Source organism: Butyrivibrio proteoclasticus (genome assembly GCF_900115735.1).
Taxonomy (GTDB): Bacteria; Bacillota; Clostridia; order Lachnospirales; family Lachnospiraceae; genus Butyrivibrio; species Butyrivibrio proteoclasticus_B.
The window spans coordinates 24731-37631 of sequence record NZ_FOXO01000013.1; the positions used below are offsets into that span (position 1 = coordinate 24731).

Sequence of the window (12901 nt, forward strand, 5' to 3'; positions counted from 1 at the left end):
TGCATGAAAAAAAGGCTATCGCTCGCGCGATAGCCTTCCTATTTTTAATATTAGTTTGTGATTGTCTTCTCTGTCTCTTTGTCGAAGATGTGGATCTTCTCAACATCGAATGCAAACTTAACCTTATCGCCAGGTCTAGCTGTTGTACGAGAATCAACTCTAGCTGTGATAGGGAACTTATCAAGATCAAAGTACAGATAAACTTCTGCACCAAGAAGCTCGTATACGTTGATTGTTGACTCAAATACAGCCTTTGATGTGTTAACAACCATTTCTGAATCGTCAACGTCTTCTGGACGGATACCGAATGTAACAGTCTTTCCAGCGTAGCCACCCTCGATAACCTTCTTAGCCTTTGCAGGTGGAAGTTCGATTGACTGGCCAGCAATCTTGAGGCTAGCCTTATCGCCCTGTACTTCAACTTCTGCATCAAGGAAGTTCATCTGAGGTGATCCCATGAATCCAGCAACGAAGAGGTTGCCTGGCTTATCATAAAGGTTCTGAGGTGTATCAACCTGCTGAACAACACCATCCTTCATAACTACGATTCTTGTACCAAGAGTCATAGCCTCTGTCTGGTCGTGTGTAACGTAGATGATTGTTGTGCCAAGTCTCTGGTGAAGCTTAGCAATCTCTGTTCTCATCTGTACACGGAGCTTAGCATCAAGGTTTGAAAGAGGTTCGTCCATAAGGAATACCTTAGGATTACGAACGATAGCACGTCCCATAGCCACACGCTGTCTCTGTCCACCTGAAAGAGCCTTTGGCTTACGATCAAGGAGTTTCTCAAGGTCAAGAATCTTAGCAGCTTCTCTAACCATTTTATCTATTTCAGCCTTTGGAACTTTTCTAAGCTTAAGTCCAAATGCCATATTATCATATACTGTCATGTGAGGATACAGAGCGTAGTTCTGGAATACCATCGCAATATCTCTGTCCTTAGGCTCAACATCGTTAACAACTCTGTCACCGATCTTAAGTGTTCCTGAAGAGATATCTTCAAGTCCAGCGATCATACGAAGTGTTGTTGACTTTCCGCATCCTGAAGGTCCTACGAAAATAATAAATTCTTTATCCTGAATCTCAAGGTTGAAGTCTTTAACAGCCTCAAAACCATTTGGATATACTTTAGTTACATGCTCAAGTGATAAACTTGCCATACCTTATATTCCTCCTAATTCATCAATAGCTTCATGCTATAAACAAGTATAGCGGCGGAGGTGTTTATTTACTATTCACTTATTTCACAAATATTTTACAATTCATTAGCTAAACTGACTAGCAATTAGGTCACTTTTCCACAATTCTGAAATATTGACGAAGAATCTAAAAATTCTATATGCAATTTGACCATTGCCTATTCGTGATAAAAGACTACCTGACCAGCACCACGAGCTTTCGACTCTGTCAAAGCTGCCTTCGAAGCTGCAAGCAGATTTGAGTATTTTCTTCCATCTTTAGGTGCTACAGCACCGCCAACACTCAATGAAACTATACCCTCTTCATTTGCTTTCATAGTCTTGAAGTCGTGCATGAGCATCACCATCGCATCAACTTGCTTTCTTATATCCTTTCCGGCACTGATATCTTTCATAAAAACAACAAACTCACCATTGTCAAATCCACCAATAATATCTGAAGCCCTGTACTTTTCAGACAACTTCCTTGCAAATTCAACAATTAATACATCAACACCATCTTCGCCTTTTGCAATTCGCAAGTCTTTTAATCCATTAATAGCGATAAGGAACATAAGTCCAAATTTACTCTCTGATTCATCCAGATAAGAATTGATCTGCCTTTCAGTAGACTCTTCAGTCAAAAGACCTGTTTTGATATTTCTATCCTTCTTATTTCTGTTTCTTTTATTTAAAAGAGTAGCTATAAAGTGCCCCAAAAACAGGCTTATACATAGAAGTACCAGCAGCACCATAACCCAAATATACATAGCATAGTAATCATGAAGTGGCTCATCTAAAGCATTATTCATGTTCTTATAACTGATAAGGGCTACAAGGGCGCCTCCGGAAAGTGGTGCCGGTACAGTGATAATATACCCGTACTTAGGTATTTCTTCAAAAAAAGCATTCCGCTGGGCTATAGCATGCTGGAATTTACTCTGATCAGAACCCTCCGGCAATGCTTCCCATATAAAATCAATGTCCGCATCTTTATTACGCAGTCTTTCTCCATACTCTATAAGGATGTGACCTCTTACAGCAACCCACGCGCCATAGTCGATAAGTTCCTGCTTTTCAAATATTCCTTCGGATAAACTCTCGATGTTGAGAATAGAAATAAGATACCCTTTGGTTTCTTCTGATAATTTCAAACCATTTATAAAGGCAACACTTCTGCCACCAAAAGTATCTTCATTGATAATGATCACTCCGGAGCTTCCTTCGTCAAAGCCCCCGATAACCTGTTCAAAGAAACTGTAATCAGATATATTTACTGTCTTCCCACGTTCATTATATCCTGCGCCTTCCAAATCACAGATAAAAGAAGTGTTGCTGTCTGTGCTATTTACAATAAGCTCCAACCAGCTTGTAATCTCATTTTTGTCTGAAACAATATCATAACCGGTAAGAGCTTTTGCGCAAGCATTTTGATAATCACGAATCCTGACGTAATTTATATCCTTATCATACATTACTGAAGAAAGCTCCGAAGAGACTGTCTCATTAACATACTCGGAAATGCCTTCTCTTAGCACTTCCCTGTAAGATTTAAAAACAATCCCCATAAAAACCGCAAACATAAGCACTATTGAAGCACACGTTATAAGAGCTTTCTTCATTTATCACCTCTAATTAAACATGACAATCAGCTCTGTTCTTCCTCATCAAGCTTCTTTATAGCCGCGTCGAGTTCTTCCTCTTCAGAAAGATTTTCCTCTTCTGGTTCAAATCGCTTGAATGTTCCATTGTAGAGCATAGCATTTAAATAACTTGGTCAGGCAAAGCCTAAAAGTATCAATACCGGAACAGCCTTTAAGTCAAAGAAATAAAATACGACCAGCGGAATCCCAGAAATAATAGTCATAAGAATTGTCTTTGGGAAAGCAAGTATTGCCATAAGCAAAGAATTCTTTAAGGTTGCTGCATTTGTATTTACAAACTTTGAAAGGATTGGAAATACATACAGTGAAACCATATAAAGAAATGCACTCAGAGCAATGATCGCATATCTGTAAATTCCACTTAAGTTATTCAATATAAAGAAATCCAAAACAAGGATTCCGGCTATCGCAAACTTAATGATCTGAAGGATCATTCCCTGCTTAAAGTTCTCCTTGAACGATCTGAAGTATGTCTTTGTGATATAACTGTCTTCATCTCTTACGATCTTAAGAAGAACAAAATGCATTGCAGTACATGCAGGTCCTAAAATACTTGAACAAATAATACCAAATATCCATGCCCACAATACTGCACTCAGGAAGTAGTTATAATCAAGTTCAGCTCCATCAAAAAGAACCGGTCCAAGTGCCGGTCCAAGGAAAAGAACCTGCTCAAAAATAAGTGGTATGGCAAATATCAATGTAAGAATATTTACCCACATAACATCTGCGAGTCTTGTAAGAGCTCGCATCAAAGGACTCTCTAAATCAAAAATTTTTCCCATAAGTTAACTCCTCAAACAAAGCTTCATTGGTGTGAATCTGATGCCATCGGCCGCCGTTTCTTCCGCGACATCCTTAAATCCCCTTTTGTGGTAAAAACCAACAGCAACCGGTGCAGCATTGACTGTCAGCTCATCCACCCCCTCTTCTTCAAGAGCATACTTCGACACATACCTGATTAGCGCAGTCCCAATGCCATAATCATGGTAATCCCCGTCTACAAAAAGAAGTGATATGTGTTTCCGTTCTCTTAGAGAAATCATTCCAAGATATTTATCTTTATAAACCGCAACAAAAAGCTGATATTGCCCGGCAATAAACATCTTTCTGAGCATATCATCATTTACAAAATTTCTAAAATTGGCTATTCCTTCTTCAGAATAATCAGGGGCGTCAAACTTCGCAAAAGTATCCCATGCAAGTTTCATCGCCCCATCCCAGTCAGAATGGTAAGCACATCTTACCATTATTTTTGATCTGTCAATTTGCAGTGCCACTCTTTAACACTCTCATTATCCAAGCATACTGATCTTCGTATACTTTCTCTCTTCCAATCTCCTGCTGAAGTTCATGACGCATTCCGTCATAAATTTTAAGCTCCACATCTTTTATCTCAAGTTTATTCTTGTATATATCGTAAAGTTTGCTAAGCGCCTCTCCATAGTTTCCAACAGGATCTTCAGCACCACCTGTCACTAAAATAGGAAGGTTCTTTGGAATGTCTTCCATTCTGTCAACATCCTGAATCCTTGTCAGAAGTTCTGCCATTGTCTTGAATCCGTTAAGAGTGAAAACGAAGTTACATCTTGGATCAGCTACATATTTATTAACGCTTTCCTCATTATGTGAAAGCCAGTCAAACTTTGTCTTGTGATCAGGGATCTTCTTTAAATATCCCTTAAACGCCATGTTATTGATCATCTCAGAACGATACTTTGTTCCAAAAATGACCTGTAAAACACTTACCAAAGTGCTCAAAGACTTAACTGTTCCGCTTGGCATAGCAGCAGTTCCCTGGATTATAGCACCATTTATACCTGTGCCATAACGTGTGATGTACTCTCTTGCTACAAAAGATCCAAAGCTGTGACCAAGGATAAATACCGGAACTCCGGGATACTCTTCCTGAGTCATCTTTTTCAATCTGTGAGCGTCACGTACAAGCACCGTTGCAGGGTCGTCTTTGCAAAAGAAACCATAGGTACCCTTTCCGGCTGTAACAGAACCGCCGTGTCCCAGATGATCGTTTCCCATTACAAGTATGCCTTTTTCTGCTAAAAAGTTCGCAAACTCTTCATAACGATCAATGAATTCCTGCATTCCATGAATGATCTGTAAGATAGCTACCGGCTTATCTTCAGGTATCCATCTGACTGCATGGAGCATGGTCTGTCTGTCTCTTGATTTGTAAGTCAATTCTTCTTTGCGTACCATTGGAAAAACCTCCCCATAATTGTTTGTATACTTATATGATACCATTTATTCCAAAGCTTCGCTAAAAAATCATATTATCAGCAGATTTCTGCTCCTGATGGCATATCTTTTTCAGGTGTCATAAGGGCAAGATTTCCTTCTGCATCCTCTGCGCAAAGGAGCATTCCCTCTGACATTACACCTGCAAGCTTAGCAGGCTTAAGGTTTACGAGAACCATTACCTTCTTGCCAACCATCTCTTCAGGAGAATAGTATTTTCTGATTCCTGATACAATCTGTTTAACCTGACTACCGATCTTAACCTGTGAACAAAGAAGCTTCTTGGACTTCTCAACTGCTTCACATTTGATGATCTCACCAACCTGGAACTGCATTGCTCCAAACTGGTCAAAAGTTATCTCTTCTTTTGCAGGAATATCAATAGCCTCAGCCTTTTCATCACTCTCCTGTGCCTTTACAGGAGTAGCTGGAGCAAGTCCTGCTTTAGCCAGATTCTTTGCGGCTTCAGCCTGTGTTCTCTCAAACTCTTCCTTCTGCTTTTTGGTTATCTCTGCAGCCTTCTCAAGAACATCTTTTAAGTCTTTACGGGCAAAAAGCATCTCTGGATTCTCAGTAACTTTTGTATCATTCTTGCAAACGCCAAATGTACCAAGAGTATCAAAATCTCTATCAGGAGTATTAAGCTGCTCTTTTATCTTCTGTGCTGTCTCAGGCATAAATGGATCAAGAAGAGCTGCGCCAATTGAAATAGCTTCTACAAGGTTATAAAGAACTGTTGATAATCTGTCCTTTTTGCTCTCGTCTTTTCCAAGTACCCAAGGTTCTGTCTCATCGATATATTTATTACATCTCTTGAACAGTGCAAATATCTCTGTAAGTGCATCTGCAACTCGAAGCTCATCCATCTTTGCTTCTACTTTTGCATAGCATCCTGTTACAACAGCCTTAAGATCAGCATCTACTGCCTCTGTAACGTTCTTGTCAGCCACAACGCCGCCAAGATACTTATTGCTCATAGCAATAGTACGGTTTACAAGGTTTCCAAGTGTATTTGCAAGGTCTGAGTTGAATCTTTCTACCAAAAGCTCCCATGTGATAACACCATCATTATCGAATGGCATCTCATGAAGAACAAAGTATCTTACAGGGTCTACGCCAAAGAGACTAACAAGGTCATCTGCATAGATAACGTTGCCCTTTGACTTACTCATCTTTTCACCGCCCTGAAGAAGCCATGGATGACCAAATACCTGCTTAGGAAGTGGCTCACCAAGTGCCATAAGGAAAATAGGCCAGTAAATTGTATGGAATCTTATAATGTCTTTTCCAATAAGATGAAGGTCTGCAGGCCACCACTTTTTGTACTCTTCTGAGCTGTTACCGTCAGCATCATAACCAATTCCTGTGATATAGTTTGTGAGTGCATCAAGCCATACATATACTACATGCTTTTTATCGAAATCAACCGGGATTCCCCATTTGAAAGATGTTCTTGAAACGCACAGATCCTGTAAGCCCGGAAGAAGGAAGTTGTTCATCATCTCATTCTTTCTTGATGCAGGCTGAATAAACTCAGGATGTGTGTTGATATACTCAATAAGTCTGTCAGCATATTTGCTCATTTTAAAGAAATATGCCTCTTCCTCTGCAGGGTGAACAGGACCGCCGCACTCCGGGCACTTTCCATCCTTAAGCTGAGACTCTGTATAGAAAGCCTCACACTCAGTACAGTACATTCCCTTGTATGATCCCTTATAAATATCGCCCTGGTCATAGAACTTTTTGAATATCTTCTGAACCTGTTTAACATGATCATCATCTGTTGTTCTGATGAATCTGTCATATGATGTATCCATGAGGTTCCAAAGACCCTTTATTGTGTCTGAAACCTGATCTACAAATTCCTTAGGTGAGCTGCATCCTGCCTCGATTGCTCTTGTCTCGATCTTCTGGCCGTGCTCATCTGATCCTGTCTGGAAATGAACATCAAATCCATCTCTTCTCTTATATCTTGCAATAGCATCAGCAAGCACTATCTCATAGCTATTTCCGATGTGTGGCTTACCCGATGTATAAGCTATCGCAGTTGTAATATAGTATTTACCCTTATTCTGCATTAAATAAACCTCGCCTTTCTATATCAATTACCAGCACAAAAGCTCATAACCTGTCTCAGTTACCAGAAGCTCTACTTCCCACTGTGCTGATGGCTTAAGATCTGCTGTATAAACAGTCCAGTCGTTATCCTCATCAATGAATATCTCGTTAGTTCCCATGTTTACCATAGGTTCAATTGTAAATACCATACCCGGAACCATTAGCATTCCTGTTCCCGGCTTACTTACAAAGCTTACAAAAGGTTCTTCATGGAAAGCGTTTCCACATCCATGTCCGCCAATCTCTCTAACTACAGTATATCCATTCTTTAAGGCATGCTGATGAACTGCATTGCCCATATCTCCGATAGGTGTCCATGGCTTAACTGCCTTAAGTCCCTCTTCAAGGCACTCTTTGGTAACATCTACAAGTCTCTTTTTCTCAGGAGAAACATCACCTATGCAAAACATTCGTGATGAATCAGAGAAATAGCCATCCAGTATAGTAGAACAGTCAACATTAATAATGTCGCCATCCTTAAGGATAATATCTTTAGATGGAATTCCGTGGCACACTTCTTCATTAATAGATGTGCACACACTCTTAGGAAATCCTTCATAGTTAAGATCTGCGGGGATTCCGCCCATCTTGGTAGTTGTGTTATACACAATATCATCAATTTCCTGAGTGCTCATTCCGGCATGGATCTTTTCACCGATTTCGTCCAAAACAGCCATATTTATGACTGCACTCTTTTTGATACCTTCAATATCCTTTTCAGTTTTGAAAAGGTTCCTGTCAGGGATTATCATACCCTGATGCTCGAACTGTATCAGTTTATCGTCAAAAGCAGCATGGCAACTCTTATATTTTTTGCCGCTGCCGCACCAACATGCATCGTTTCTTTCTAATCTTTTATACATATCATTCCTTCTTCATAAAAACGATAATTTCACAAGTATAGTATGCCTTTTCAGGCTTTAACTGTCAACTTGCTGTTAACTATCTCCTTAACAGGACTGTTCCTTCTAAGATAATCGATCAAAAGATCCGGCATCTCATCAGGAAAGCTCTTTACCGTTTTGCTGTTTCCTATGCATGCATATCCGCCGGTACCTGTAGCCCTGTAATTGCTGGTTACAAGTGTGTATGTCTTATCATCCTCGAGCTCAGTTCCATCAAGCTTTCTCAAAAGAGTGACTCTCTCTCCGAGAGGCTTTGTGATATCAAGAACATACTCAAGTCCTGCATAAAAGTCGTAGTTGTAATGCTCGATCTTTGGCTGTAAAAAGATATTTGAAATCTTCAGCTTTCCATCTTCATCGATCTCAAAATATTCAGCACATCTCTCAAGGGCCTGTTTAATAACGGCCTTAGTTACTTCCTTTACCTCAACAGTATTGGAGAACTGATAAATTCCAAGCACATCCCTTACTGTTATATCCTTCTTAAGTCCAAGAGGATCGTTGGAAAGGCTGGTACATGAGAAGTCAGCACCTGTATATTCAAGCTGCACCTGATTAAATATCGCAGCAACCTTACTTCCCTTTATGGCAACTTCCAGCTTTGGCTCAGGGTCGATAGCCTTTTCAAGGCACCCGATCGGCTCATCAAGCCATTTCTGAATCTTTGAGTTAATATCATCCATGAAATCATGGGCCTTAGCGATCTCAGCATATTTTGCATCAGGTTCTTTTACCGGAACAAGCCTTGATGTGATATCCCAGGCACCATCCTTCTTGTCAGCAAATACTTCGCAGTACTTCATAGCCTTTGCCGGTGGCTGAACACCGTAGCTGCCCTCTATGCTGATACCCTCAACAGCCATGTGCTGATGGCCTGTAAGAACAATGTCAAAACCAAGCTCTCTCATGATCTTGCATGCCTGGTTCTCTGTTGTATCAGATAAAAGCTTTCCGGATGAAAGATCTTCCTCGAAGCCTCCATGATAGATGCAAACTGTTATGTCGCATTTATCCTTCATTATTTCAAGTTCTTTTTTTATTGCCTCAATAGGATCAGAAACCACGAGCTCTGTAAGGTGGTCCTTATGTTCCCAGACATTAACATATCCTGTAACAGCTCCTGTGATTCCGACTTTGGTGCCATCCTCAAGTGTATGAATCACATGCTTCTTTATTCCAAGGGCATTTCTCTTATCCTCTACATTTGCAGAAATAAGTGTGGCATTCATAGCAGTAACAAAATCGAGGATAGCATCATAACCAAAATTAAAGTCATGATTGCCAAGTGTATAATAATCAAGCCCCATAGCGTTAAAGCCTTCTGCTGCAGGGTTGAAATCGTATTCGTCCTTATGCTCCAAATAATAGGAAAGAAGAGGTGTTCCCTGAAGAGAGTCTCCGCCATCCAAAACAAGTGTATTTCCGTCTTTGGAAATTTGTGCAGCTATGCAAAAAAGCCCCGCATTCTCGGGGCAATTTGTAGCGTAGTTGATTGGATACACATGTCCATGTGTATCAGATGTAAAAATGATGTGCATTAATTAAAAAATCCTTTCATCTGCCTATTATAGCTTTGAAGTTATCGATATTCTCTGTTATGTTTCCTTTGAATATACTTGATCCAGCTACAATAACATTCGCTCCAGCGTCTATAACTTCTTTTAAATTGTCACAACTGATTCCGCCATCAACTTCCAGATCAGTTGAAAGACCTTTTTCATCTAACATTTGTCTGGTTTTGCGGATCTTATCCATAGTTTCAGGAATAAGTTTCTGTCCACCAAAACCTGGTTCAACAGTCATTATAAGAATCATTTCAACCTTGTCAAGATATGGAATGAGTTCATGGGCTGAAGTGCCTGGTTTTATGGATAATCCGGCTTTTTTACCATATTTATGGATTTCATCAATTACTGCCTGTGGATTTGAGGTGGCCTCAAGATGGAAAGTTATAAGGTCTGCTCCGGAATCTACAAAATCCTTTATATACCTGATAGGATCTGTGATCATAAGATGCACATCAAAGACTTTGTCAGTTACCTTTCTTATACTTTTGATAACCGGCATACCATAGGAAATGGATGGCACAAATGTGCCATCCATAACATCAATATGAATATACTCTGCTCCGGCCTTGTCAGCTTCTGTGATCTGCTGTCCAAGCACGGTAAAATCTGCAGATAAAATTGAAGGGCTTAAAATTATCATTACTTAAGGAATTCCTTTACTGATGCGTATACACCCTCGCCGTCAAGTCCATACTTATGAACAAGTTCTGAAGCTGTTCCTGACTCGCCGAATGTATCCTGCATTCCGAGTTTCTTTACAGGAGTAGGTGCAAGTTCAGAAAGTGCATCGCATACAGCGCTTCCAAGTCCGCCTATAACGGAATGTTCCTCAACTGTTACAACTTTGCCTGTCTTCTTGGCAGATGCTGCTACAAGCTCTTTATCAAGGGGCTTGATTGTGCAGATGTTGATTACTTCTGCTGAAATGCCATCTTTAGCAAGCATTTCTGCTGCACTTAAAGCTGAATCTACGCAAATTCCTGTAGCTACTATTGTAACATCTTTTCCTTCTCTGACAACATTTCCTTTTCCAATTTCAAATTTGTAATCAGGTCTGTCATTAATGATGCTGCATGCAGCACGGCCAAATCTGATATAAACAGGGCCTTCATGCTCAACTGCTGCACGTACGCAAGCCTTTGCTTCAATGTCATCAGCAGGACACATAACAACCATTCCGGGAATAACGCTCATAAGAGCGAAATCTTCGTTACACTGATGGCTGGCTCCGTCCTCACCAACTGTGATTCCGGCATGTGTTCCACCAATCTTAACGTTAAGATGAGGATATCCTACAGAGTTACGAACCTGCTCAAATGCACGTCCTGCTGCGAACATTGCAAAAGAACTAACGAAAGGAATCTTTCCTGTTGTTGCAAGTCCAGCTGCGATACCCATCATGTTGCATTCTGCAATACCACAATCAATGTGTCTTTCTGGGAATTTCTTCTGGAAAACTGCTGTCTTTGTAGAAGCTGCAAGGTCAGCATCTAAAACTACAAGGTTAGGATACTCATCACCGAGTTCTGCAAGAGCATTACCATAACTCTCTCTTGTTGCTATTTTCTTTACATCGCTCATAGTGCTGCACCTGTCCTTTCTAATTCTTCCATAGCAAGCTTAAACTCTTCATCGTTAGGAGCTTTGCCATGCCAACCTACCTGATTCTCCATAAATGAAACGCCCTTGCCCTTAACTGTGTGAGCAATGATAGCTGTAGGCTGTCCCTTTGTATTCTTAGCTTCTTCAAAAGCTTTTCTTATTTCATCAAAATTATGACCATCAATGTTGATTACATGGAAGTTAAATGCTTTAAACTTCTCATCGATAGGATAAGGAGAACATACCTTATCAATAGGTCCATCAATCTGTAATCCGTTGTTATCTACGATTACGCAGAGGTTATCAAGTTTTCTGAATCCGGCAAACATAGCAGCTTCCCAAACCTGTCCCTCTTCAAGCTCTCCATCACCAAGAAGTGTGTATACGCGGAATGACTTGTTATCAAGCTTAGCTGAAAGAGCCATACCACAAGCGGCTGAAATTCCCTGTCCAAGAGATCCGCTGCTCATGTCAAGACCTGGAAGGTACTGCATACTTGGATGTCCCTGAAGTCTTGAACCAAGTTTACGAAGAGTTGTAAGCTCCTCCTTAGGGAAATATCCTCTCTCTGCCATTACTGAGTAGAGACCAGGAGCGCAATGTCCCTTTGAAAGAACGAAACGATCGCGGTCCGGATTCTTTGTGTCCTTAGGATCTATATTCATTTCTTCGAAGTAAAGATAAGTGAAAATATCTGTTGATGACAGAGATCCGCCCGGATGTCCTGCCCCAGCTGCATGAAGTGCTGTAATAATACTTTTTCTGACTTCATTAGCAGTTTTTTGAAGTTCCTGATTGGTCATAATTATTTTTCCTTTCTATTTTTATAAGGTAGTTCTGCTCTCGCCAAGTAATTACTTTTGTCCATAATAAGCGTTGGCGCCGTGTTTACGGTAATAGTGCTTATCCTGAAGTTCTTGTGGAGCTGGCTTCACTTCCGGATTAATAGTTTCGCACCTATAGGCCATTTTTGCAACCTCTTCTGTAACTACTGCGTTATGAACTGCTTCATGCGCATCCTTGCCCCAGGTAAATACACCGTGGTTTTTGCAAAGAACTGCAGGTACAGCCACAGGGTCTTTTCCCATGCGCTCAAACTCATTCACAATAAGATGACCTGTGTTCTCTTCGTAAGCAGATTCGATTTCTTCCTTAGTAAGACATCTTACACATGGTATCTCACCATAGAAGTAATCCGCGTGAGTAGTTCCGTAGCACGGAATGCTTCTTCCTGCCTGAGCCCAGCTTGTAGCATAGGATGAATGTGTGTGAACAACACCGCCTACTTCCTTAAATGCTTTGTAGATCTCAACATGTGTAGGTGTATCGGATGATGGATTTAATTTTCCCTCAACCTTGTTGCCATTAAGATCCATAACAACCATATCGTCAGGTGTCATGGTGTCATAGTCAACGCCGCTTGGCTTAATAACAAAAAGGCCGCTCTCTCTGTCAATCGCACTTACATTTCCCCAGGTAAAAGTTACAAGTCCATACTTAGGTAACAATATGTTTGCTTCATAAACTTTTTTCTTTAATTCTTCTAACATTTTTCTACGCTCCAATGTTTATTCTATTATCAGACCGCTAATTAGTCTTCGTAATTATTG

Annotated in this window: 12 protein-coding genes; all 12 read right to left on the minus strand. The window is 40.4% G+C overall.

Annotated features, from left to right (window positions below):
* Positions 1 to 50 precede the first annotated feature (50 nt).
* The gene (locus BM146_RS09445; protein ID WP_074887838.1) at positions 51 to 1160 is read right to left on the minus strand and encodes an ABC transporter ATP-binding protein; all 1110 of its coding nucleotides are present in this window, start codon (positions 1158 to 1160) and stop codon (positions 51 to 53) included.
* A 197-nt stretch (positions 1161 to 1357) separates the two neighbouring features.
* A complete protein-coding gene (locus BM146_RS09450; protein WP_074887840.1) occupies positions 1358 to 2800 on the minus strand; it encodes a GGDEF domain-containing protein in 1443 nt (480 codons plus the stop codon).
* Positions 2801 to 2955: 155 nt separating this feature from the next.
* Positions 2956 to 3627, minus strand: coding sequence for a YesL family protein (locus BM146_RS09455; RefSeq protein ID WP_074887843.1), 672 nt, complete (start codon positions 3625 to 3627; stop codon positions 2956 to 2958).
* A 3-nt stretch (positions 3628 to 3630) separates the two neighbouring features.
* Complete coding sequence (locus BM146_RS09460; protein WP_242949379.1) at positions 3631 to 4122, minus strand: GNAT family N-acetyltransferase; 492 nt, start codon at positions 4120 to 4122, stop codon at positions 3631 to 3633.
* Positions 4106 to 5059, minus strand: coding sequence for an alpha/beta fold hydrolase (locus tag BM146_RS09465; protein WP_074887847.1), 954 nt, complete (start codon positions 5057 to 5059; stop codon positions 4106 to 4108). The genes BM146_RS09460 and BM146_RS09465 overlap by 17 nt, the downstream gene beginning before the upstream one ends.
* Before the next feature lie 77 nt (positions 5060 to 5136).
* Positions 5137 to 7176 (minus strand): methionine--tRNA ligase, encoded by a 2040-nt coding sequence (metG, locus tag BM146_RS09470; protein ID WP_074887850.1) that lies wholly within the window; start codon positions 7174 to 7176, stop codon positions 5137 to 5139.
* Positions 7177 to 7203: 27 nt separating this feature from the next.
* Positions 7204 to 8079: a methionyl aminopeptidase gene (locus BM146_RS09475; RefSeq protein WP_074887854.1), complete on the minus strand. Its 876-nt coding sequence runs from the start codon at positions 8077 to 8079 to the stop codon at positions 7204 to 7206.
* A 50-nt stretch (positions 8080 to 8129) separates the two neighbouring features.
* Positions 8130 to 9659, minus strand: a complete 1530-nt coding sequence (locus tag BM146_RS09480; RefSeq protein WP_074887857.1) for a bifunctional metallophosphatase/5'-nucleotidase — start codon at positions 9657 to 9659, stop codon at positions 8130 to 8132.
* Between the two features lie 16 nt (positions 9660 to 9675).
* Complete coding sequence (rpe, locus tag BM146_RS09485; protein WP_074887861.1) at positions 9676 to 10329, minus strand: ribulose-phosphate 3-epimerase; 654 nt, start codon at positions 10327 to 10329, stop codon at positions 9676 to 9678.
* The gene (locus BM146_RS09490; protein ID WP_022772350.1) at positions 10329 to 11270 is read right to left on the minus strand and encodes a transketolase family protein; all 942 of its coding nucleotides are present in this window, start codon (positions 11268 to 11270) and stop codon (positions 10329 to 10331) included. Before BM146_RS09490 ends, rpe begins: the two co-directional genes overlap by 1 nt.
* Complete coding sequence (locus BM146_RS09495) at positions 11267 to 12094, minus strand: transketolase (protein ID WP_074887864.1); 828 nt, start codon at positions 12092 to 12094, stop codon at positions 11267 to 11269. The genes BM146_RS09490 and BM146_RS09495 overlap by 4 nt, the downstream gene beginning before the upstream one ends.
* Positions 12095 to 12145: 51 nt before the next feature.
* Positions 12146 to 12841 (minus strand): L-ribulose-5-phosphate 4-epimerase, encoded by a 696-nt coding sequence (locus BM146_RS09500; RefSeq protein ID WP_022772347.1) that lies wholly within the window; start codon positions 12839 to 12841, stop codon positions 12146 to 12148.
* Positions 12842 to 12901: the final 60 nt, after the last annotated feature.

Excerpts from the sequence above, each read along its gene's own strand:
- BM146_RS09445 (WP_074887838.1), bottom strand. The coding sequence starts at position 1,160 with ATGGCAAGTTTATCACTTGAGCATGTAACTAAAGTATATCCAAATGGT.
- BM146_RS09450 (WP_074887840.1), bottom strand. The coding sequence starts at position 2,800 with ATGAAGAAAGCTCTTATAACGTGTGCTTCAATAGTGCTTATGTTTGCG.
- BM146_RS09455 (WP_074887843.1), bottom strand. The coding sequence starts at position 3,627 with ATGGGAAAAATTTTTGATTTAGAGAGTCCTTTGATGCGAGCTCTTACA.
- BM146_RS09465 (WP_074887847.1), bottom strand. The coding sequence starts at position 5,059 with ATGGTACGCAAAGAAGAATTGACTTACAAATCAAGAGACAGACAGACC.
- metG (WP_074887850.1), bottom strand. The coding sequence starts at position 7,176 with ATGCAGAATAAGGGTAAATACTATATTACAACTGCGATAGCTTATACA.
- BM146_RS09475 (WP_074887854.1), bottom strand. The coding sequence starts at position 8,079 with ATGTATAAAAGATTAGAAAGAAACGATGCATGTTGGTGCGGCAGCGGC.
- BM146_RS09480 (WP_074887857.1), bottom strand. The coding sequence starts at position 9,659 with ATGCACATCATTTTTACATCTGATACACATGGACATGTGTATCCAATC.
- rpe (WP_074887861.1), bottom strand. The coding sequence starts at position 10,329 with ATGATAATTTTAAGCCCTTCAATTTTATCTGCAGATTTTACCGTGCTT.
- BM146_RS09490 (WP_022772350.1), bottom strand. The coding sequence starts at position 11,270 with ATGAGCGATGTAAAGAAAATAGCAACAAGAGAGAGTTATGGTAATGCT.
- BM146_RS09495 (WP_074887864.1), bottom strand. The coding sequence starts at position 12,094 with ATGACCAATCAGGAACTTCAAAAAACTGCTAATGAAGTCAGAAAAAGT.
- BM146_RS09500 (WP_022772347.1), bottom strand. The coding sequence starts at position 12,841 with ATGTTAGAAGAATTAAAGAAAAAAGTTTATGAAGCAAACATATTGTTA.